This window comes from Paraburkholderia sp. J67, from assembly GCF_905220265.1.
Taxonomy (GTDB): domain Bacteria; phylum Pseudomonadota; class Gammaproteobacteria; order Burkholderiales; family Burkholderiaceae; genus Paraburkholderia.
The window spans coordinates 21,340-43,316 of the sequence record NZ_CAJMZK010000017.1 but is presented as its reverse complement, the minus strand read 5'-3'; the positions used below and the strand labels follow the sequence as shown (position 1 = coordinate 43,316).

Sequence of the window (21,977 nt, the reverse complement as noted above, 5' to 3'; positions counted from 1 at the left end):
CTGCTTCCGTTCGAACCCCCTTGCCATGAGATTGACCGATTACACCGACTACTCGCTGCGCGTGATGCTGTACCTCGCCTTGCGCCGCAACGGCCTGACGACGATTCAGGAAATTTCGGATGCCTACGGCATTTCGAAGAATCATCTGATGAAGGTGGTGCATCGTCTCGGGGAGTTGGGCTGGGTCGATACCGTGCGCGGGCGCAATGGCGGCTTGCGGCTCGCGCCGCAATCGCTTGAACTCAGCGTCGGCGCGGTGGTGCGGCAAACGGAGAGCGATTTCGCGCTGGTCGGCTGCTTTCCCGACGAGCACGGCGAGCGTCGACAGTGCGTCATAGAGCCGCAATGCCGACTCAAGCACGCGTTGGCGGCTGCGCGCGATGCCTTTCTCGCCGAACTCGATCGCCACACCATCGGCGAACTCGCGCAGCCAGCGGGTGAATTGACCGGATTGCTCGGCCTCGCGCCGATCACGTTCGTACCCAGCGCCAAGCCAGCGACGGCAACGGTTGCGCGGCGCGAGACCTCGCGCGACCATTGAGCGCTGGCGGCGCTACACGCTCCCGTCGTAAAAATCGGAAAAAATGACGTGCTGGGCGCTTGAAAATGGCGCATGACCCCTTAGATTTGGTGACAGTTAAAAATTCTGGAGGTCTCGCTTCAAATGAGAATCGACAAACTCACCACCAAGTTTCAGGAAGCACTCGCCGACGCACAAAGCCTGGCTGTCGGCCACGACAATCAATACATCGAACCGGTCCACCTGCTGGCGGCGCTCGTCGCGCAGCAGGACGGTTCCGCGCGTTCGCTGATGTCGCGTGCGGGCGTGCAGGTGCAGGCGCTGCAGAACGCGCTTAACGACGCCATCAACCGCCTGCCGCAGGTGCAGGGCACCGACGGCAACGTGCAGGTCGGGCGCGAGCTCACGGGCCTGCTCAATCAGGCCGACAAGGAAGCGCAGAAGCTCAACGACACCTACATCGCGAGCGAGATGTTTCTGCTGGCGGTCGCCGACGACAAGAGTGACGCCGGTCAGCTTGCGCGCAAGAACGGCTTGACGCGCAAGGCGCTGGAAGCCGCGATCGTCGCGGTGCGCGGCGGGGCGCAAGTGCACAGCCAGGACGCGGAAAGCCAGCGCGAAGCGCTGAAGAAGTACACGGTCGATCTGACCGAACGCGCACGCGCCGGCAAGCTCGATCCCGTGATCGGCCGCGACGACGAAATCCGCCGCTCGATCCAGATCCTGCAACGCCGCACCAAGAACAATCCCGTGCTGATTGGCGAGCCGGGCGTGGGCAAGACGGCGATCGTCGAAGGCCTCGCGCAGCGCATCGTCAACGGCGAAGTGCCGGAAACGCTCAAGGGCAAGCGCGTGCTTTCGCTCGATATGGCGGCGCTGCTCGCGGGTGCGAAGTATCGCGGCGAGTTCGAGGAGCGTCTGAAGTCGGTGCTCAACGACATCGCCAAGGACGAAGGCCAGACCATCGTCTTTATCGACGAAATTCACACGATGGTGGGTGCGGGCAAGGCCGAAGGCGCAATGGATGCGGGCAACATGCTCAAGCCGGCGCTCTCGCGCGGCGAGCTGCACTGCATCGGCGCGACTACGCTCGACGAATATCGCAAGTACATCGAGAAGGATGCCGCGCTCGAACGCCGCTTCCAGAAGGTGCTCGTGGATGAGCCGTCGGTCGAGGCGACCATCGCGATCCTGCGCGGTCTGCAGGAGAAGTACGAACTGCACCACGGCGTCGAAATTACCGACCCGGCGATCGTAGCCGCGGCGGAGCTGTCGCATCGCTACATCACGGATCGTTTCCTGCCAGACAAGGCTATCGACCTGATCGACGAAGCCGCTTCGAAGATCAAGATGGAAATCGATTCGAAGCCCGAAGAGATGGACAAGCTCGACCGTCGTCTGATTCAGCTGAAGATCGAACGCGAAGCCGTCAAGAAGGAAAAGGACGAAGCCTCGCAGAAGCGTCTGCAGCTGATCGAGGAAGAGATCGACCGCCTGAGCCTGGAATATAAGGACCTCGAAGAGATCTGGACCGCGGAAAAGGCCGCCGTGCAGGGCAGCGCGCAGATCAAGGAAGAGATCGACCGCGTGCGCGCCGAGATTACGAAGTTCCAGCGCGACGGCAAGCTCGAAAAGGTCGCCGAACTCCAGTACGGCAAGCTGCCGCAACTGGAAGCGCAACTCAAGCAGGTCGCGCAGGCCGAGGCGAGCGAGCAGAGCAACCCGACGCGCCATCGTCTCTTGCGCACCCAGGTGGGCGCCGAGGAAATCGCGGAAGTGGTCTCGCGTTCGACCGGCATTCCGGTCTCGCGCATGATGCAGGGCGAGCGTGAAAAGCTGCTGCTGATCGAGGACAAGCTGCACGAGCGTGTGGTCGGCCAGGACGAGGCGATCGTGGCGGTTGCCGACGCGATCCGCCGCTCGCGCGCCGGTCTCGCGGACCCGAACAAGCCCTATGGCTCGTTCCTGTTCCTCGGGCCGACGGGCGTGGGTAAGACCGAGTTGTGCAAGGCGCTCGCGGGCTTCCTGTTCGATTCGGAGGACCATCTCATCCGCATCGACATGAGCGAGTTCATGGAGAAGCACAGCGTCGCGCGTTTGATCGGCGCGCCGCCGGGCTACGTGGGTTACGAGGAAGGCGGTTATCTGACCGAGGCCGTGCGCCGCAAGCCGTATAGCGTGATTCTGCTCGACGAAGTCGAGAAGGCGCACCCGGACGTGTTCAACGTGCTGCTACAGGTGCTCGACGATGGCCGCATGACCGATGGCCAGGGCCGCACGGTCGACTTCAAGAACACGGTGATCGTGATGACCTCGAACATCGGCTCGCATCTGATCCAGGCGATGGTCGACGAGCCGCAGGAAGTGGTCAAGGACGCGGTGTGGAACGAAGTGAAGCTGCAGTTCCGCCCTGAATTCCTCAACCGTATCGACGAAGTCGTCGTGTTCCATGCGCTCGGCAAGCAGAACATCGAGTCGATCGCGAAGATCCAGTTGCAGCGCCTGCGCGAGCGTCTGGAAAAGCTCGACATGGAGCTCGTGGTGTCGGACGAAGCGCTCGGCAAGATCGCGGACGTCGGCTACGACCCGCTGTTCGGCGCGCGGCCGCTCAAGCGTGCGATCCAGCAGGAGATCGAGAATCCGGTCGCCAAGCTGATCCTCGCGGGCAAGTTCGGGCCGAAGGACGTGATTCCGGTCGATGTGCAGGACGGCAAGCTCGTGTTCGAACGCGTCGTGCACTAAGCGCGACAGTAGTGCGGGCTGCGAGGTTCGCACCGTCGCAAATGCAAAAGGCTCCCCAGGCGGGGAGCCTTTTTTCTTGGGCGCTCAGCCGCGCCCAAGCGTGCTTATGCCTGCTTGTTGCCGCCGCCGAGCAGCGATGCAAGACCGCCGAGCGTGCCCAGCACGCTTTCGCTGTTGATCTGGCCGCCTTGCGGCACTTCGCCGGTCGGCGTGCCGGCGTTGACGATATGCGGCAGCACCTGGGCGAGCAGGCCGCTCACCTGGCTCGGCTCCATGCCGACCTTTTGCGCGAGGCCCGACACCACGTCGGAGCCCAGCACGTTATGCAACTGATCGGCGGAAACCGCCTGGTTCTCGCCGTTGCCGACCCACGATTGCGCGATTTCGCCGAGGCCGCCTTGCTGGAACTTCTGGAGGAGGCCGTTCAGGCCGCCCGGTTGGTTGTTGACGAATTCCATCGCCAGCGCGATGAGTTGGGCCTGGCCGCCGCCTTGTTGCTGTTGCGACGAACCGAGCAGGGAACCGAGGGTATCGAGCAGGCTCATGATGATCTCTCTGAATATTGGCCGTGGCGGGAGCCACGGCCGGTGAGTGGTATGGCGCGCGTTGCGCGCCGGAAAGTGGACGCTGGAATCGTGGACGCCGAAACCTTGCGTGGTGTTCAGGTGCCCGAAGCACCCGATGCGGCCGCATCCGAGGCGGCCTTGCTCTTCTTCGACTTCTTGCCTTTTTTGGCCTTGGTATCCGACGCCGCGCCGGGTGCCGAGGCAGCAGTGCTCGCATCGGCGGCGCTCGCAGCGGCGTCCTTCTTGCTCTTATGCTTCGACTTGCTTGCCTTCGCATCCGAGGCGGCCTGTGGCGCGGTCGTGGCGGCAGGCGTGGTCTGTGCCGTGGTGGTAGCAGGATTCGGCGCCGTGCCCGTCGTGGCCGCCGCCGTGCTCTTGCTGCTCTTCGCCGAAGTCGCCGGCTTACCCGCCGGCGGTGCCGACGAGCCATTGATCGTCAGCCCCGCGGCCTCCAGGTTCTGCACCGACTTCGGACCGATGCCCTTGACGCGGGTCACGAGGTCGTCGGCGTCCTTGAACGGGCCGTTTTTCGTGCGTTCGTCGATGATCGCCTTGGCGTGCGCGGGGCCGATGCCCTTGACCGATTCGAGCGCGGTTTCGTCGGCGGTGTTGACTTCGACGCCGGCCACGGCAAGCGCCGCGGACAACGAAAATCCAATCGCGAGGAACAGCATCAGCAACTTCTTGAGCATGGCAATCACTCCATTGAGGGCATTTCGGTTAGCCGGGAACGGACGACGCATCCAGTCGATGGCGCTGCGCTACAAGAATAGGACAGTTGGCGTATCCGTGGACGGGAAGCTGACAGGATCCGGACAGGAAGCGAACAGGAAGCCGTCGATTTATACCCACGGTTGCGTGGCAAGACAATCGCGCCGCACAATATTTAATACTTCTGTGCATTCTGGTGGCGGGATTGCTGTGGGAGCGGCGGCGCGAGGTGCGCCAGCGTGGTGCGCGTCGTGATGTGCGCTGAAGTGTGCCCAGAAGTGAGCTCAGAAGGACGCGTCAGGCCCGATGCGGGCCGATGATGCCGAGCTTCGCGATACGCCGGTACAACGTTGCGCGCGAGATGCCGAGCGCGCTAGCGGCCGCATTCGGACGCCAGCGATGCGTGGTGAGCGCGGCGAGGATGCGCGCGCGTTCGTCGGCCTCGCTCTCCAGAGTGCGGGGCGTGTTCAGGTGCGCTTCGCCTGGGCTCGCCAACGGCAATTGCGCCGCGAGATCGGCGCTCAAATGGCGCGCTTCCACGCGCACCGTGTCGCAAACCGCACATGCGTAGCGCATGGCGTTGCGCAACTGGCGCAGATTGCCGGGCCACGCGAACGCGGCCAGCCGCGTCGCCAGTCCGGCGTCCAGCACGAGCGGGCGGCCTGCCGCCTGGGCTTCCTCGGCGAATACCGATGCGATCAGCATGGCGATGTCGCGCCGCTCGCGCAGCGGCGGCAGCGTGAGGACCGCGCCGCACAGGCGGTAGTAGAGATCCTCGCGGAACTGCCCAACGGCCGCCATCTGCGCGAGATCGCGGTGGGTGGCGCAGATCACGTCGAGATCGACGCGCGTGGGCGCTTCGCTACCGAGCGGCAGTACCTCGCCTTCTGCCAGCACGCGCAGCAGGCGCGTCTGGAGCGTGAGCGGCATATCGCCGATCTCGTCGAGAAAGAGCGTGCCGCCATCGGCGAGAGCGATCTTGCCGCGTGCGCCATGACGGCGCGCACCCGTGAAGGCGCCCGGCGCATAACCGAACAGTTCGCTCTCGATCAGCGACTCGGGCAGCGCGCCGCAATTCACGGCCACGAACGGCCGGTTGCGGCGCGGGCCGGCATCGTGGATCGCGCGTGCGAACACTTCTTTGCCCGCACCCGTTTCACCGAGCAGGAGCACGGGCAGACGCTTGCCCGCCACGCGCTGGGCGATACGGGCGTTGTCGGCGACGCGTGTGTCGGTGCTGCGCAGAAACGGGCCGAGCGCGCTGGCGTCGCGCACCTCGTCGTGGTGTGCCGCGCGCGCATCGCGCAGGGGCGTCGCGCCGTGCTGGCCCGGCGACGCCGTGCGCCCGAGCGGCGCGCGAATGCGTGCATAGAGCATCGCGCCGCTCGCACGCAGGCGCAGCGCGGCGATCGCTTCGACGCGGCCGATATCGCGCAACTGGACATGCGAGGAATCGAAGATCTCGTCGATATGGCGGGGCGCGTCGAGACCCGCGATGCATTCGCGCGCGCGCCGGTTCGCGGCCATCACGTTGCCGTTCTCGTCGAAGGCGATCAGCAACTCGGGCTGCGCCTCGACGTAATTGCGGTTCTGATGGCCGAACAGGATCCAGCAGGCCGAGGTGCGATGCAGGAAATAGCCGTCCTCGATGAGCGTGGCGCTCTGGCGCACGAGCTGATTGACGATGCGCTGGCTGTCGCGGTTGTCGGGCGACTGCACGGCGGAGGCGTCGAGCACGCCGATCAACTCGCCGCCCGGCGCGAAGATCGGAGCGGCGCTGCAAGTGAGCGTCGTGAAGGCCGCGCGGAAGTGATCGGTCTTGTGCACCGTGATCGGTGCGAGATCGGTGAGCACGCTTGCGATGCCGCAGGTGCCTTCTTCGCTCTCCGACCAGCACGAGCCGATGTAGAGGCCCGCGTGCTTGAAGTCGTTGCGGCGTTGGCGGTCGATGCGGTAGTCGATGGTGACGCCGTGCGCGTCGGTGAGCATCACGCAGTAATCGGCGTCGCGCACGGTCTCGTGCAGGCGCGCGAGGCACTGGCCGGAGGCGCGCAGGAACGCTTCTTCGCGCTCACGGATCTCGCGCAGTTCGGCGGCGCTCAGCACACGCGGGCCGATCACCGAGCCCGGATCGAGCTGATAGCGCTCGAACGAGCGCTGCCACGACGACGCAAGGCGTGGCGAGTCGGACGGCGCGGGCAAGCGGCCTTCGACGGCGCCGCGCACACGTTCGGCGTGCCGGGTGGGCGCAAGAGCGTAGGGCATGGGCGATTCCAGACGTATCCAGACGATCCAGAGTGAGCGCGGCGAGCGGGCGGCGCGATCTTTTGTAGCACATCCGGCGCGCGTGATCACACCGCAGCGCAGCATGCGAGACGGCTGAGACGATCGTCTCAACGCGCTGCGAGACGCCGGTGAGACGCGACGCGATACGGCGCGAAGCCCGTCGGGCGAGGCTTTGACGTTATCCGTCTCGGGCGTCGAACTGAAGGCACGTGAATGCGGCGCAGGTCGGACGATCGCGTGAGACGCCGTCGTGCCTGTCGCCGTGTGAAGGGCCGCATCGGGCCAGTCACGGCAAACGCCCATCGGCCAAGCCTTTCAGCGGCACGGCGTGTCGTGACTACGAGATTGGCATAGCGCTTGCAGAGAGTACGGGCAACAAAGGCGCGCTACCCCGCTGCACGGATGCCGCCATCACAACACGTCCATGCGCGCTTCGCGCCGCGTGGACAGGAGACAAGGCCCGTGACGACGCCCGTGACCGTAGGCGTGATCGCGAACCCGGCTTCGGGTCGCGATATCCGCCGCCTCACCACGCATGCATCCGTTTTCCCGACGGCGGAAAAGGCCAATATGGTCGTGCGCCTGCTGGCCGGTCTCGGCGCGCTGGGCGTCGAGCGCGTGCTCACGCTGCGCGATTGCACGGGCGTCGCCGCGCTGGTGCTGCGTGCGCTGGAAACGCACGCCGCCGTGGCGACGCACGAGCGTTGGCCGGCGGTCGAATTCCTCGATTTGCCTGTTAGCGAGAGCGTCGCCGATACCCACGCGGGCGTCGCGCAGATGGTCCGCGAGCAGGTCGCGTTGATCGCCGTGCTGGGTGGCGACGGCACCCATCGCGCCGTGGCCGCGCACTGTGGCTCGACGCCGCTCGTCGCGCTATCCACCGGCACCAACAACGCTTTTCCCGAACTACGTGAGGCCACGATCGCCGGCATGGCGGGCGCGCTGGTCGCCACCGGCGCGGTGCCCGCCGAAGCCGCGCTGGTGCGCAACAAGCGCCTGGTTGCGCGCTGCGTCGAAGGCCCCAATCGCGGTCATGAGGAAATCGCGCTGGTCGATATCTGCGTGTCGCGTCAGCCTTTTGTGGGGGCAAGGGCGATTTCAGATAGTTCGGATATCGAATCGTTATTTCTTGCCTTTGCACCGCCCGACGGTATCGGTCTTGCATCCATTGGCGGCGCGTGGGCGCCTGTTGGGCGCGACGCCGCTCACGGTCTGCGCATGACCTTCGATCACTCGACAGGCGCGACGAAAGAAGGCGTGCCGCTCATGGCTCCGATCGCGCCGGGCCGCATCGAACGCGTGACGATGCGCACCTGCCAGCGGCTCGAAGTGGGCATGGCGCTGCCGCTCGAAGCGGGCCACGGCACGCTCGCCTTCGACGGCGAGCGCGAGATCGAACCGGCCCGCGGCGACCGCTACGAAGTCACGCTGGACTGGCAGGGGCCGCTCACCGTCGATGTCACTCGCACGATGCGTTATGCAGCGTCGCACCAGTTGATGCGCGAGGCGGTGACGTCGCGCTAGCCGACGTCACCACGCCAATGAATAACCCAACGAGCAACCCAACAAAAGGAGACATCAGCATGCACGAACCCCTCAAAGGCCAGGTCGCGATCGTCACCGGCGGCGCGCGCGGCATAGGCCGCGGCATCGCGCTCACACTCGCGCAGGCGGGCGCCGATCTGTTGCTCGCGGATCTGCTGGAGGAGCCGCTAGCTGCGACTGCCAGGGCGGTCCGCGAACTCGGCCGCCGCGTGAGCACCTGCAAGGTCGATGTCACGCAGGCGGCTCAGGTCGAGGCGATGGTGGCGCGCGCGCTTGCCGATCTGGGCGGCCTCGACATCCTGGTGAACTGCGCGGGCGTGATCTCGATTCATCCGGTTGCCGAACTCTCGGAAAAGGACTGGGATTTCGTCATGGACGTCAACGCCAAGGGCACCTTCCTTGGCTGCAAGGCAGCGCTGCCGCATCTGCGCGCGCAACAGCGTGGGCACATCGTCAACGTCGCGTCGATCGCGGGCAAGGAGGGTTTTCCGAATCTCGCGCACTACAGCGCCTCGAAGTTCGCCGTGGTGGGTTTCACCAACGCGCTCGCCAAGGAAGTCGCGCGCGAAGGCATCACCGTCAACGCGATCTGCCCGGGCATCGTGCGCACCTATATGTGGGACCGGCTCTCGGACGAATGGAAAAACGCTGGCGAGAGCGTGGAGGAATCGTGGCAGCGCCATCAGCTCACGCTGATTCCGCAAGGCCGCGCGCAGACTCCGGAGGACATGGGACGGCTCGCCCTGTTCTTCGCGACGATGGACAACATCACGGGCCAGTCGGTCAACGTCGACGGCGGCTTCACGTTCCACTGAGGCCGCCGTTTCGCAGTGCTAGAGGCATAACCCGTGTCTTATCGACAGGAGACAACCATGTCAGGCCAGTTGAACAAGGAACAGTTGCTGAAGGCGTATCGCTCGATGCGCACGATCCGCGAATTCGAGGAGCGCTTGCACGTCGAATTCGCGACCGGCGAGATTCCCGGTTTCGTGCACCTCTATGCGGGTGAGGAGGCGTCGGCGGTGGGCGTCATGAGCCATCTGAACGATGCCGATTATGTGGCCACCACGCACCGCGGCCACGGCCATTGCATCGCCAAGGGCGTGGACGTGCGCGAGATGATGGCCGAGATCTACGGCCGCGAGACCGGCTCATGCCGGGGCAAGGGCGGTTCGATGCATATCGCCGATCTCTCGAAAGGCATGCTGGGCGCGAACGGCATCGTCGGGGCGGGCGGGCCGCTCACTTGTGGCGCGGCGCTCGCGGCGAAGCACAAGAAAACCGGCGGCGTGGGCGTGTGCTTTTTCGGCGATGGCGCCTCGAATCAGGGCGTGATTTTCGAGTCGATGAATCTGGCCTCGGTCTGGCGTCTGCCCGTCATTTTCGTGGCCGAAAACAACGGCTACGCGGAAGCGACTTCGTCCACCTGGTCGGTGGCCGCCGACAACATCGCAGACCGCGCCAACGGCTTCGGCATGCCGGGTGTGATCGTCGATGGCTTCGACTTCTTTGCCGTGCACGAGGCGCTGGGCGAGGCGATTGCACGCGCGCGCAACGGCGGCGGGCCGACGCTCGTGGAAATGAAACTCTCGCGCTATTTCGGCCATTTCGAGGGCGATGCGCAGACCTATCGCGCGCCCGGCGAAGTGCAGAAGCTGCGTGACGAAAAGGACTGCCTCAAGCGCTTCGAAGAGCGCGTGGTGCGTGCGGAACTGGCGAGCGCCGACGATCTGCGCAAGGTGGACGCCGAAGTCAAGGCGCTGATCGACGACGCCGTGGTGAAAGCGAAGGCCGCGCCGTTGCCCGCGCCCGAAGCGCTGCTCACCGACGTGTACGTGTCCTATCCCTGAACGCCTTGCGGTCAAATCATCAGGATTCCAGATCAAGGAGACGAAAATGGCACGGAAAATTACCTATTCGCAGGCGATCAACGAAGCGCTCGCACAGGAAATGGCGCGCGACGACAGCGTGATTGTGATGGGCGAGGACAACGCGGGCGGCGCGGGCGCGCCCGGCGAGCAGGACGCCTGGGGCGGCGTGCTCGGCGTGACCAAAGGGCTTTACGGCAAATTCCCGGGGCGCGTGCTCGATACGCCGCTCTCGGAGGGCGGTTTCATCGGCGCGGCGGTGGGCGCGGCGGCGTGCGGCTTGCGGCCAGTGGCCGAGCTGATGTTCATCGACTTCATGGGCGTGTGCTTCGACCAGATCTACAACCAGGCCGCGAAATTCCGCTACATGTTCGGCGGCAAGGCAGTTACGCCCGTGGTGATCCGCACGATGTACGGCGCGGGGCTGCGCGCGGCGGCCCAGCACTCGCAAATGCTGACTTCGCTTTTCACCCATATTCCGGGGCTCAAGGTCGTGTGCCCGGCCACGCCCTATGATGCGAAGGGCCTCATGATCCAGGCGATCCGCGACAACGACCCGGTGATCTTCTGCGAGCACAAACTGCTCTACACGATGGAAGGCGAGGTGCCCGAAGAGTCGTATTCGATTCCGTTTGGCGAAGCGAACATCGTGCGCGATGGCGATGACGTCACGCTCGTGACGTATGGGCGCATGGTCCACTACGCGCTCGACGCGGCGCAAAAGCTCGCGAAAGAAGGCATCGAGGCCGACGTGATCGACCTGCGCACGACGTCGCCGCTCGACGAGGACACCATTCTCGAAAGCGTGCAGCGCACCGGTCGCGTGGTGGTGGTGGACGAGGCGAATCCGCGCTGCTCGATCGCCACCGACATTGCGGCGCTGGTCGCCAGCAAGGCGTTTCACGATCTCAAGGCGCCGGTCGGCATGGTGACTGCGCCGCATACGCCGGTGCCGTTCGCGGCCTCACTCGAAGACCTCTATATCCCCTCGGCGGACCGGATCGTCGAAGCCGCGCGCGCCGCAAGGAGCTGACGTTATGCCGATCCATATGATCACGATGCCCAAATGGGGGCTGTCGATGGAGCAGGGCCAGGTGAACGGCTGGCTCAAGTCGCTGGGCGACAAGGTCACGAAAGGCGAAGAACTGCTGGACGTCGAATCGGACAAGATCGCTTCGGGCGTCGAGTGCGCGTTCGAAGGCATTCTGCGGCGGCAGATCGCCCAGGAGGGCGATACGCTGCCGGTGGGGGCGCTGCTCGGTGTGGTCGCCGATCTAGAAGCTTCGGATGCCGAAATAGATGCCGTGGTGAGCGAGTTTCAGCGTGATTTCGTACCGGCGAAAGCGGGCGACGCGGACGTGGGGCCGCAGCCCGAGAAGGCGCAGATCGGCGGGCGAACGATGCGCTGGCTCAAGCTCGGCGAGGGCAGCGGGACGCCGGTCGTGCTGATTCACGGCTTTGGCGGCGATCTGAACAACTGGCTCTTCAATCACGCCGATCTTGCGGCCGACCGCACCGTTTGGGCGCTCGATCTACCGGGGCACGGCGAATCGGGCAAGACGCTGGAAAGCGGGGCGCTCGACGAACTCGCACAGAGTGCGATCGCGTTTCTCGACGCGCAACAGATCGAACGCGCGCATCTGGTGGGGCACTCGCTCGGCGGTGCAGTGGCGATGGCGGTGGCCGAAAAGGCTCCCACGCGTGTTGCTTCGCTGGCGCTGATCGCGAGCGCAGGACTCGGCGACGAAATCGACGGCGCGTATATCGAGGGCTTCGTCTCGGCGGCGAACCGAAACGCGCTGAAGCCGCATGTGACGAAGCTGTTCGCCGATCCCGCGCTGGTGACGCGCCAGCTCGTCGAGGATCTCGTGAAGTACAAGCGGCTCGAAGGCGTGCAGGAGGCACTGCGCAAGATTTCGGCGCAGGCGTTCGAGGGCGGTGCGCAGCGGCGTGTGTTTCGCGACAGGCTCTCGACGCTTGCGCCAAAGGTGTTGGTGGTCTGGGGCGAGAGCGACCAGATCATTCCGGCGCGCCACGCGCAGGGTCTTGCGCCCAGCGTGCAAATCGAGGTGATCGCGGGCAAGGGACATATGGTGCAGATGGAAGCCGCCGCCGAGGTCAATCGCCTGCTCAAGGCCTTTTTCGAGGCGGGAGGCTGACCATGAGCGAGGGCGCGTCCGAGGTAACGGCGCAGGCGATGCTGCCGGGCGATACCGCGCTCGGCCAGCACGGTCTGCGCAGCCGCGAGAAGCTCGCGCGGATTCCGGTGAAGATCGTGCCGGCGCCAGCAGGCGAGGCGTTGCCGAAGCCGCCCTGGCTGCGGGCGCGCCCGCTCATGAGCACGACGGTCGCGCAAGTGGCCGCCGTGCTGCGCGAGCATCGGCTGCATTCGGTGTGCGAGGAGGCGATGTGTCCGAACATCGGCGAGTGCTTCGCGCAGCGCACGGCCACCTTCATGATCATGGGCGGGTTGTGCACGCGGCGGTGTCCGTTTTGCGACGTTGCGCACGGGCGGCCCGCGCCGCTCGATGCCGACGAGCCCGCGCATCTGGCGCACGCGGTGGCGGCGCTCGGGTTGCGGCATGTCGTGATCACCTCGGTGGACCGCGACGATCTGCGGGACGGCGGCGCGGCCCATTTCGCGCGGTGCATCGAGCAGGTGCGCGGGCGCGTGCCCGGTATCGGCGTGGAGATTCTCACACCGGATTTTCGCGGGCGAATCGACCGGGCGCTCGATTCGCTTTCAACGGCGTGGCCCGATGTGTTCAATCACAACGTCGAGACCGTGCCTTCGCTTTATCGCGCGGCGCGACCGGGCGCCGATTATCGCGGCTCGCTTGATCTGCTCGCGCGCGCCAAGGCGGCACATGGTGCGCTCGTGACGAAGTCGGGGCTGATGGTGGGGCTCGGCGAGTCCGACGTGCAACTTCAGGCGACGATGCGCGATTTGCGTGAACACGGCGTTGAAGTGCTGACGATCGGCCAGTATCTTGCGCCCTCGCGCTATCACTTGCCGGTGCGGCGTTATGTGCATCCCGATGCGTTCGCGGACTTGCGCGAAGCGGGGCTCGCGATGGGCTTTCGCGAAGTGGTGGCCGGGCCGCTCGTGCGGTCTTCGTATCATGCGGCGCAAACGGTGGAGGCGGCGCGCAAAACGGCCTGACTGCGCACGTTGCGTTGTTATGCAACTAACAGCCAAGCGCGCAATCGACTTAACCGACGCGCGCTCTGCGCGCGTCAACCAACATCAAACTTCAGCCCGCAGATAGCGGGTGCTGACGCGTGACAGATACACGACCAGCCCTGCGCCTGCAATCACGAGACTCGCCGCATTGGCGATCCAGAAACCGCGCGCGCCAGTCGCCCAGGCGGGCAGGGTGCCGAACACATCGAAACCGAGCGCATAGCCGCCGCCCAGGCCCACGCCCCAAAGGGCGATCGCATAGATGACCGTCGGCACCACGGCAACCTTGTAGGCGCGCAGCGCAAAGGCCGTGGTGATCTGGAGCGCGTCGAACACGTGATAGACCGTCACGATCGCGACGAGCGGCATCGCTGCCACCGCCACGGCGGGATCGGGCGTGTATCCGCCGATGATGAGCGGCCGCAGCACGAACACGATCGCACCATAAACGCAGGCGATCGCCACGGCCGTCATCACGCCGTGCCGCGCGAGCGTGCGCGCCTCGGCGGGGCGGTTACCGCCTAGCGCCTGCGCGACCAGTGTCGAGGTCGCCACACCAATCGAGAGCGGCGTCATGTAGAGCACCGCACCCATGTTGCCGGCGATCTGATGCCCGGCGAGCGTCGTCGTGCCCAGTCGCGCGATGAAAATCGCCATGAAGGTGTAGGACGTCACCTCGATGAGATACGACAGTCCCATCGGAATACCGAGCTTGAGCAGTTCCATCTGGCGCTTCCAGACGGGCCAGCAGAAGTGCCTGAAGATCTCGAACGGCGCGAACACCTCGATACGCTTGAACGCGACGGCGGCGCACAGCGCCAGCGCCCAGTTGATCGACGTGCTGGCGAGCGCGCAGCCGGGGCCGCCCAGCGCGGGCACGCCGAGGCCGCCGAAGATCAGCCAGGTATTGAGCGGCACCTTGATGGCGAGTGCGCCCACTTGCAGGAACATCACGAGGCGCGGGCGACCGACCGCGTTGGACAGCGAACTGTAGATGCGAAACGCGAGGCTCGCGGGCAGCCCGAACGAGAGCAGCCGCAGATAGCCGATGGTGCGATCGCGCAGCGCTTCGGGCGCGCGCGCGAGGTCGAGCAGTGGGCCGGGGAAATAGAGGATCGTGAAGCCGATCACCATCAGCACGAGTGCGAGCCAGAAGGCCTGGCGCACTTCTTCGCCGATCTCGGTGTCCTTGCGGGCACCGTAGAGTTGCGCCGTGACGGGCTGAAGCGCCGAGAGGATGCCCGTGAGGCCGATATAGACCGAAACATAAATCGACGAGCCGAGCCCGAGCGCCGCAAGATCGAGCGCCGAATAGCGGCCGACCATTGCCGTGTCGATCACGCCGAACGCGATGATCGCGAGCTGGCCGACCAGCACCGGCCAGGCGAGGCCGGCGATGCGCCGGACGTCGCCGAGGAAGGTCGTCGTCACTGCGGTCTCTGTGGTTCTGTGGTGGCTTCTATCGTTAATCGGGGCGCTTGCGCCACACGTGCTTCTTGAGCGGCGGCTGCGGACGGTCGATGCGCACGTAAAGGCGGAAACGCTCGTCGCGGTCGGCGGCGCGGCGGCCTTCCCAGACCAGCTTCCAGACGAAGTTCGACATCGAGCTGGGTTCACCGTAGTCCTGGGTGTCCTGGCGCAGGATCACGTCGCAGTCTTCGTCGAACGAGAAGTGCATCTTGCCGAAGTAGGCAAAGGTCGCGATCTGCGCGTCGCCCAGACGCACCGGCGAGATGCATTGATAGTCGGCGGGCAGGTGCGTGGCGATCTGTTGCGCCACGTCCTTGTAGGTCCGGCTGTAGTTGACGACGGGCAGCCAGAGCGTCATCAGCAGCACCCACATCAGCGTGGTGCCGCCGCTCGAGAGCACGACGCTGCGCCACAACACCTTCGGATGACGCGCCACGCGCCATTGCACGAGCCCCATCCAGCACAGCGTCACGCCTACCGCGCAGACGAACGAGAGAATCTTGAACTGCGGCGCGAAGCCCGGCACGAGGCGCGCGAGGTTGCGCGCGAGCGGCGCCGGGAAGCCCGTCATGCCCGCCAGCCAGACGAGCCACACGAAGGTGCCGAGAATCGTGAAGCTCAGTACCGCGAACCAGTCAATGGCGTTGATCGCCTCGCGCTTGAGGGTGGGCAGCGCGAAGGTGGCGAGCACCGACAGCGCGGGCAGCACCAGCATGAAGAGGCGGTTGGTCTCGTGGCTCTGGACGACCACGAGGATCAGCAGCGGCACGATCACGGAAAGCGGAATCGCGATATGCGGCGCGCGGCGCAGGCCGGCCCAGCTCACCCAGGCCCAGATCGCGAGCGGCCACGCGGGCCACGTGAAGAGCGGCAGATTCTTCGCGGCATAGCGCAGCACCGAGCCCGGCGGCCCCGCGAACGCGTTGACGTTGGTGCGCGCCCACTGGTTGATGAACCAGACGGCGTCGTCCGGGTAGTAATGCAGCGTAATCAGTGGCCACGAGAAGCCGACCACGATGGCCACCGGCAGCCCGGCCACGAGCAGCCAGCGCGAGCGCGTCTCGGGTGCGATGGCAAGCATGACCAGCGTGCCGACGAGCAGCGCGCCCACCAGCACGGGGCCGCTCGAGAGCATCACGACGCCCAGCGCCACGCCCCACCAGACAGCGCCCTGGATCGGCTTGTCGATGGCGCGCACGAGGCCGTAGACCAGCATGCCGATGCCGAGAAACTGCATCAGCTGCGGCGTGGTTTCGTGGCCACGCTCGGCAAGACCGAAGCAGGCGAGCAGGATCAGCAGGGCGCCGTCGGCCAGTGTGCGGCCGTAGTCGCGGGGTTCGGGTTCGCCGCCGAACGCGTACTTGAACGGCTGGACTTCGGGGCGTCGGCCCAGCAGGTAGGCGCTGTACCAGACGAAGGCGCAGGCGAAGCAGAACAGCAGGCCCGTGGCGATGCGCGAAGCGTTGCTTGCATCCACCCACGGTGCAAAGAGGCGAATACAGAGCGCGCCGAGCCAGTAGCCAAGCGGCCCGTTCTCGGTCACGTATTTGCCGACGAGGTTTGGCAGCAGCCAGTCGTGCGAGGTGCCGCCGGCCATCGTCCACATCACGCCAAAGCCCGCCGCATCCTCGTTCTTCCACGGATCGCGGCCGAACAGGCCGAACGAAGCGAAGACGATGGTGATGGTCAGCAGCAGCCAGCGCGGCAAGGCGCTGGTGGCGGAGGCGGTCAGGCGAATGGCAGGCTTCATGCAGTACGAAGGGATTCGGGTAAGCGGACCGGATGGGGCAGCACAGTGGACGGGAATCGTTGTCGGTTGCAACGATAGGCAACCTCGGGCAACCCTATGCAACGACTCGCCGCGATTGGCATGCCCGTGTGCCCGGTCGGGAGCATCCGGCATTCTAGCCGCGCAGGCTCGCGCGCGTCACGGCGCAGATTATTTGCACGGGTAAGAAAGCGGGGAGAGACAGTTCAAACGCGTCAGTTTTGGCGCGGGCAACAAAAAAGGGCAGCGTACGCTGCCCTTTTTCGCTGTGCATCCTGCTGGGACCGGCGCGAACGCCGGTGCGGCGAAGATTTACTTCACTGCCTTGCCCGATGCGCGCGTGCCGAACTTCTTGTTGAACTTCTCGACGCGGCCAGCCGTGTCCATGATCTTCTGCGTGCCCGTGTAGAACGGGTGCGATTCCGACGAAACTTCGATCTTCGCGAGCGGGTAGGTCTTGCCTTCGAATTCTGCGGTTTCGCGCGTCTGGATCGTCGAGCGGGTCACGAACTTGAAGTCGTTCGAAACGTCGATGAACAGGACTTCGCGGTAATTCGGGTGAATGCCTTCTTTCATGATATTTCCTTAAATCTGGCGGTAGCCAACCCGCGTGTCTGCCAGCAACCCTGCTGACCGACCGTTCGCGCGAGCCACTTGCACAAGGTCGAAAAACGGCGATTATGCCAGAGAATCAGCCGGTTGGCGAATTTCTGATCGCGCGCCCAGGTGGGTGAATCAGGTGGGCGACGGCGCCAGTGCGCCCACGCGCGCCGGGTCCTGGCGGTAGTAGCGCGCGAGCAGCCGGTAGAGTTCGGGAAATTCGGCCTCGAACGCCTTGGGCTTGGCAAACAGCGCCTCGCTGCAAACGGCGAAGAACTCCGACGGATGGTCGGCGGCATAGGGATCGATCAGCGAATCGCGCTCGAAGCGCGCCCAGCGGCGCTCCGGCACGGCGTCCACCTTGTCGCAGAACTGGTCGTAGGCGTTGTCGAACACGTCGGCCCACGCCTGCGCGTCGAGCGGTGCATGCCAGCGGCGAAAAAGGGGCGGATGACCGTCGGCCTCGCCGTTGAGCATGTCGATCTTGTGCGCGAATTCGTGGATCACGACGTTGTAGGCGTCGCTGCCGTCGGTCATCTGCGCGTCTTCCCAGGAGAGCAGCACCGGGCCGCCTTCCCACGCTTCGCCGCTCGCGTCGTGCTCGACTTCGTGGACCACGCCGTCCTCGCCCTCGACGGTCTTGCGGATGATGAACTCGCCCGGGTAGACCGTCACGCCCACCCAACCCTTATAGAGATCGAGCGAAAGATTGAGCACCGGCAGCGACGCCTGCACCGCGATCGCTACGGCGATCTGATCGGTCAGTTCCAGATCGTGGGCGGTAGTGAACTCCTTCTGCGCGAGAAAGAGGCTCGTGAGCTCGCGCAGGCGCACGAGGTCGGAGGCGTCGAGGTGCGCGAGAAACGGCAAGCCGGCCAGTGTCGCTTGCCAAAGCGTATCGTCGATCGCATAGGTGCGCAGCGCCTTTTCGCGGCGGCGCGTGTCGAACCATTGAGTCAGTTTCGAAAGCATCGGGGCGTCTGCGGGGGTGTCGTTGGTTCCGTACGGATTGGGCTCAGTCGATCTGCTTTTGCCAGGCGGCGAAGATACCGCCGACAACGGCTACGCCGATCAGGAAGTAGAACCCGTCGAGCGAACTCAGGAAGCTGGCCTGCTGCGCGACCATGTGGCTCATCTGCACGATTGCGAGCCCCTGTGCCTCGCCCGGCGCGCGGCCGAGTGCTTCGAAGGCGTGCGTGAGGGTCGCGTACGTGTTCTGGAAGATCGGATTGAGCGGGTTCACGAATTCCACGAGCCGGGTCTGATGCAGCGCCAGCCGGTGCTGCTCGATGATGATAACCGTGGCGGTCGCGAACGACATCGTCAATTGACGCACGACATTTTTCAGCCGGTAACCGTGTGTGAATTCCTCGATGGCGAAGATGCGGAACGTCAGGTTCGCCACCGGAAGCACGATAAAGAGCAGCAGCAGGCCGCGCAGCAGCAGCGGAAAGATCAGCCAGCTTTCACTGGTGTCCGGCGTGAGTTGCGTCATCCAGAACGAAACGAATGCGGCGAGCGCGAAGCCCGGCACGATGATCCACTTCTTGTGCGTGACGTATTTCGAGTAGCGGAAATAGAAATACAGCGCGGTGGCTGAAATCAGCGAGGTGATGCCGGTGAGGCGCCCCGCGTTTTCGACCGGATAGTTCAGGCCGCCTTCGAGCAGGCGCGAAACCAGATAACTCAGCGCCGTGCTCTGATAGTAATAGAGCATGTAGAGCAGCAGTCCGACGCGAAACGGCTTTTCGCGCAGCGCATGCAGGCGCATGAGCGGTTTCGGGTGATGCCACTGGTGCCAGACGAACCAGGCGAGCGCCGCCATGCCGGTGAGCGTGAGGAAGATGATGCCGGGCGAGCCGCTGAAGAGTTCGAAGCGCACCTGCTGCATGGCGATCTGCAGCGCGCCTTGCGCGAAGGCGAAGATGATGTACGGCCAGAAATGCGTGCCGCCGCGCTCTTCGGGGAGCACATGGCCCGAGTCGGGCAGCGTGAGTAGCGCCAGCACCGCATAGACGACGCCGGCCGGGGCGCAAAACGCAAATAGCGCACGCCAGTCGAAATGCGACACCAGCAGTCCGCCCACGAGTGGCGCGAGCGCGCTCGACAGCACGATCAGGATCAGGAATGCGCGCGTTGCCACGGGGCGCTGCTGCGGCGTGAAGGAAATCTGGATGAGGATGCGGCAGGTGCCCATCATCGGGCCAATGCAATAGCCCTGGAAGCCGCGCGCGAAGGCGAGTTCGATCGACGATTCGCACAGCGCCGCAGCAATCGCGCCCGCCGAATAAAACAGCAGGCTCCCCGCGACATAGCGGCGGTAGCCGATGCGTTCGACCCACCATTGCTGTTGCAGGATGCCGAGCACGGCGCCCACCGCGTAAGCGCTCGATGACCAGACGAGTTCGTCGGGCGAGGCATTGATGCCGCCCGCGATATAGCTCGTGAAAAACGAAAAGATGGCGTTGTCGTAGTAGTCGAGTCCGGTCGCCAGTGCTAGCACCCACGGGAAAAAGTCTCCCCGTAATCGCGCCACGCTGAAGATCGACTCGCGGGTGGGGGCGATGCTCATGCGGCTTCGCCTCCGTCCTCGCCGTCGGCGCTCGTGCGCGCTTGCGACGTCTTCGCCCTGCGCGGCGCGCCCGGCTTGCTGCGTGCGTGATTGCCGCTATGGGCATTTGCGGGGGCCGGGCTGTTCGCGGTCGTGCGAGCGAGAGCGCCTCGCGCCTGGGTAGTTTCCCTGCGCCGCCGGGTCGCGGCAAGACGTTCGTCAATCAGCGTTTCCGACGGTTCGCCTGCGAGGCGTCGCTTCAGGTATTCGAGATCGTCGGCCAGTTCGGCGCGCACCGTTTGCGCTTCTTTCAACTCGCGACGCACATTCGCAATGCGCTCGTCGAGCGTGCCGATTTGCTGCTCCAGCGCGTCGGCAATCTGCTGGAGCGATTCCAGCGAATAGCGCCGCCGTCCGTCACCGACCGTTTCAAGCGGGCGCTTGAGCATTTCGGTGATGCCGTGCAGCGAAAAGCCGAGCGCGCGCAGTCGCAGAATGCGGGCGAACTGTTCGAGATCGTGTTCGTCGTAGAGGCGGTAGCGGCCCTCGCTGCGCGTGGGCGTGACGAGGCCGCGTTCCTCGTAATACTTGAGCGTGCGGGGCGTGACGTTGAGCCGTTCGGCGGCGTCGCGCACCGTCAGCAGCGCGGTGGCGTTCCTGGACATCGAGGGATGGCCGCCCGAAGCGGCGCGAGAGAAAACTTGCCCGATTATAGTTCAACGTGAACGTTCACGTACAGGTTTGGGGGGGCTGGGTTGTGGTGGAACAAGAAGGGCGGGCGGAAAAACAAAACGCCCGCATGAGCGGGCGTTTGCGATACCTCAATGATGCAGGCGGAGCAGGGCTTAGCCGCCGCGGCGCATCATGTCGAAGAACTCGGAGTTGTTCTTCGTCTGGCGAATCTTGTCGAGCAGGAATTCCATCGCTTCGACTTCGTCCATGTCGTGGATGAACTTGCGCAGCACCCAGATCTTCTGGAGGATGTCCGGCTTGATCAGCAGTTCTTCGCGACGCGTGCCCGACTTGTTCAGGTTGATCGACGGGTAGACGCGCTTTTCCGCGAGACGGCGCTCGAGGTGCACTTCCATGTTGCCGGTGCCCTTGAACTCTTCGTAGATCACGTCGTCCATGCGGCTGCCGGTTTCGATCAGCGCGGTGCCGATGATGGTGAGCGAGCCGCCTTCTTCGATGTTACGTGCCGCGCCGAAGAAGCGCTTCGGACGTTGCAGCGCGTTGGCGTCCACACCGCCGGTGAGCACCTTGCCCGAAGCCGGAACAACGGTGTTGTACGCACGCGCGAGACGCGTGATCGAGTCGAGCAGAATCACGACGTCGTGCTTCATTTCAACGAGGCGCTTGGCCTTTTCGATCACCATTTCGGCGACCTGGACGTGACGCGCAGCCGGTTCGTCGAAGGTCGAGGCGATCACTTCGCCCGCCACCGAACGCTGCATTTCGGTCACTTCTTCAGGACGCTCGTCGATCAGCAGCACGAACAGGACCACGTCGGGGTGGTTCTGCTTGATGGCGTGCGCGATGTGCTGAAGCATCACGGTCTTGCCGGACTTGGGCGAGGCGACCAGCAGGCCGCGCTGACCCTTGCCGATGGGCGCGATCATGTCGATGATGCGGCCCGTGACGTTTTCTTCGCCACGCATCTCACGCTCGAGCAACAGCACCTTGTTCGGGTGCAACGGCGTGAGATTCTCGAACATGATCTTGTGCTTCGAGGCCTCGGGCGGCTGGCCATTGACCTTGTCCACCTTCACGAGCGCGAAGTAGCGTTCGCCGTCCTTCGGCGTGCGCACTTCACCTTCGATCGTGTCGCCGGTGTGCAGGTTGAAGCGGCGGATCTGCGACGGGCTGATATAGATATCGTCCGTGCTGGCGAGATACGAGGTTTCCGGCGAGCGCAGGAAGCCGAAGCCGTCCGGGAGCACTTCGAGCGTGCCGTCCCCGAAGATCGTTTCGCCCGTCTTGGCGCGCTTTTTGAGAATCGCGAACATGAGTTCCTGCTTGCGCAGGCGGTTCGCATTTTCGATCTCGAGGCCATTGGCCATCTCGATCAATTCGGACACGTGCAGAGACTTGAGCTCGGAAAGATGCATACGGAGAACCCGTCGGGGAGGATGCGACGAAAAGAAGTCAGGGGGAAAAGAAGCGAGC

The 21,977-nt window shown here is 64.7% G+C and carries 17 protein-coding genes and 1 pseudogene; 8 read left to right on the top strand and 10 right to left on the bottom strand.

Annotated elements, in window-relative coordinates:
• The first annotated feature begins 25 nt into the window (after positions 1-25).
• Positions 26-541, top strand: coding sequence for an Rrf2 family transcriptional regulator (locus tag U5782_RS26135; protein WP_322046796.1), 516 nt, complete (start codon positions 26-28; stop codon positions 539-541).
• A gap of 123 nt (positions 542-664) precedes the next feature.
• The gene (clpB, locus tag U5782_RS26130) at positions 665-3,262 is read left to right on the top strand and encodes an ATP-dependent chaperone ClpB (protein WP_322046795.1); all 2,598 of its coding nucleotides are present in this window, start codon (positions 665-667) and stop codon (positions 3,260-3,262) included.
• A gap of 104 nt (positions 3,263-3,366) precedes the next feature.
• On the opposite strand, the gene U5782_RS26125 is transcribed toward clpB, so the two are convergent.
• The 3 genes from U5782_RS26125 to U5782_RS26115 form a co-directional block, all read right to left on the bottom strand.
• Positions 3,367-3,807: a YidB family protein gene (locus U5782_RS26125; RefSeq protein WP_322046794.1), complete on the bottom strand. Its 441-nt coding sequence runs from the start codon at positions 3,805-3,807 to the stop codon at positions 3,367-3,369.
• Positions 3,808-3,923: 116 nt separating this feature from the next.
• A complete protein-coding gene (locus U5782_RS26120; protein ID WP_322046793.1) occupies positions 3,924-4,520 on the bottom strand; it encodes a helix-hairpin-helix domain-containing protein in 597 nt (198 codons plus the stop codon).
• A 316-nt stretch (positions 4,521-4,836) separates the two neighbouring features.
• Complete coding sequence (locus U5782_RS26115; RefSeq protein ID WP_322046792.1) at positions 4,837-6,804, bottom strand: sigma-54-dependent Fis family transcriptional regulator; 1,968 nt, start codon at positions 6,802-6,804, stop codon at positions 4,837-4,839.
• A gap of 483 nt (positions 6,805-7,287) precedes the next feature.
• On the opposite strand from U5782_RS26115, the gene U5782_RS26110 reads away from it, so the two are divergent.
• The 6 genes from U5782_RS26110 to lipA are packed head-to-tail and all read left to right on the top strand — an operon-like array spanning position 7,288 to position 13,401.
• Complete coding sequence (locus U5782_RS26110; RefSeq protein WP_322046791.1) at positions 7,288-8,349, top strand: ATP-NAD kinase family protein; 1,062 nt, start codon at positions 7,288-7,290, stop codon at positions 8,347-8,349.
• A 59-nt stretch (positions 8,350-8,408) separates the two neighbouring features.
• Complete coding sequence (locus U5782_RS26105) at positions 8,409-9,185, top strand: SDR family NAD(P)-dependent oxidoreductase (protein WP_322046790.1); 777 nt, start codon at positions 8,409-8,411, stop codon at positions 9,183-9,185.
• 57 nt (positions 9,186-9,242) lie between these two features.
• Positions 9,243-10,220 carry a thiamine pyrophosphate-dependent dehydrogenase E1 component subunit alpha gene (locus U5782_RS26100; RefSeq protein ID WP_322046789.1) on the top strand — a complete coding sequence of 326 codons (978 nt, stop codon included), beginning with the start codon at positions 9,243-9,245 and terminating at the stop codon, positions 10,218-10,220.
• A gap of 46 nt (positions 10,221-10,266) precedes the next feature.
• Positions 10,267-11,271 carry an alpha-ketoacid dehydrogenase subunit beta gene (locus U5782_RS26095; RefSeq protein ID WP_322046788.1) on the top strand — a complete coding sequence of 335 codons (1,005 nt, stop codon included), beginning with the start codon at positions 10,267-10,269 and terminating at the stop codon, positions 11,269-11,271.
• A 4-nt stretch (positions 11,272-11,275) separates the two neighbouring features.
• On the top strand, positions 11,276-12,397 hold the full coding sequence (locus U5782_RS26090; protein ID WP_322046787.1) for an acetoin dehydrogenase dihydrolipoyllysine-residue acetyltransferase subunit: 1,122 nt from the start codon (positions 11,276-11,278) through the stop codon (positions 12,395-12,397).
• Positions 12,398-12,399: 2 nt separating this feature from the next.
• Positions 12,400-13,401 carry a lipoyl synthase gene (gene lipA / locus U5782_RS26085; RefSeq protein ID WP_322046786.1) on the top strand — a complete coding sequence of 334 codons (1,002 nt, stop codon included), beginning with the start codon at positions 12,400-12,402 and terminating at the stop codon, positions 13,399-13,401.
• An 84-nt stretch (positions 13,402-13,485) separates the two neighbouring features.
• On the opposite strand, the gene U5782_RS26080 is transcribed toward lipA, so the two are convergent.
• From U5782_RS26080 to rho, 7 genes and pseudogenes are all read right to left on the bottom strand, one after another.
• Positions 13,486-14,853 (bottom strand): MATE family efflux transporter, encoded by a 1,368-nt coding sequence (locus U5782_RS26080; RefSeq protein WP_322046785.1) that lies wholly within the window; start codon positions 14,851-14,853, stop codon positions 13,486-13,488.
• Positions 14,854-14,887: 34 nt separating this feature from the next.
• Positions 14,888-16,642, bottom strand: coding sequence for a glycosyltransferase family 39 protein (locus U5782_RS26075; RefSeq protein WP_322046784.1), 1,755 nt, complete (start codon positions 16,640-16,642; stop codon positions 14,888-14,890).
• Positions 16,643-16,972: 330 nt separating this feature from the next.
• On the bottom strand, positions 16,973-17,236 hold the full coding sequence (locus U5782_RS26070) for a type B 50S ribosomal protein L31 (protein ID WP_322046783.1): 264 nt from the start codon (positions 17,234-17,236) through the stop codon (positions 16,973-16,975).
• Between the two features lie 159 nt (positions 17,237-17,395).
• Positions 17,396-18,232, bottom strand: a complete 837-nt coding sequence (locus tag U5782_RS26065; RefSeq protein ID WP_322046782.1) for a M90 family metallopeptidase — start codon at positions 18,230-18,232, stop codon at positions 17,396-17,398.
• A gap of 43 nt (positions 18,233-18,275) precedes the next feature.
• Positions 18,276-19,832, bottom strand: a complete 1,557-nt coding sequence (locus tag U5782_RS26060; RefSeq protein WP_322046781.1) for an MFS transporter — start codon at positions 19,830-19,832, stop codon at positions 18,276-18,278.
• A gap of 164 nt (positions 19,833-19,996) precedes the next feature.
• A pseudogene (locus U5782_RS26055) lies at positions 19,997-20,476 on the bottom strand (MerR family transcriptional regulator); the annotation flags it as partial.
• Positions 20,477-20,656: 180 nt separating this feature from the next.
• On the bottom strand, positions 20,657-21,919 hold the full coding sequence (gene rho / locus U5782_RS26050; protein ID WP_027818379.1) for a transcription termination factor Rho: 1,263 nt from the start codon (positions 21,917-21,919) through the stop codon (positions 20,657-20,659).
• Between the last annotated feature and the right edge of the window lie 58 nt (positions 21,920-21,977).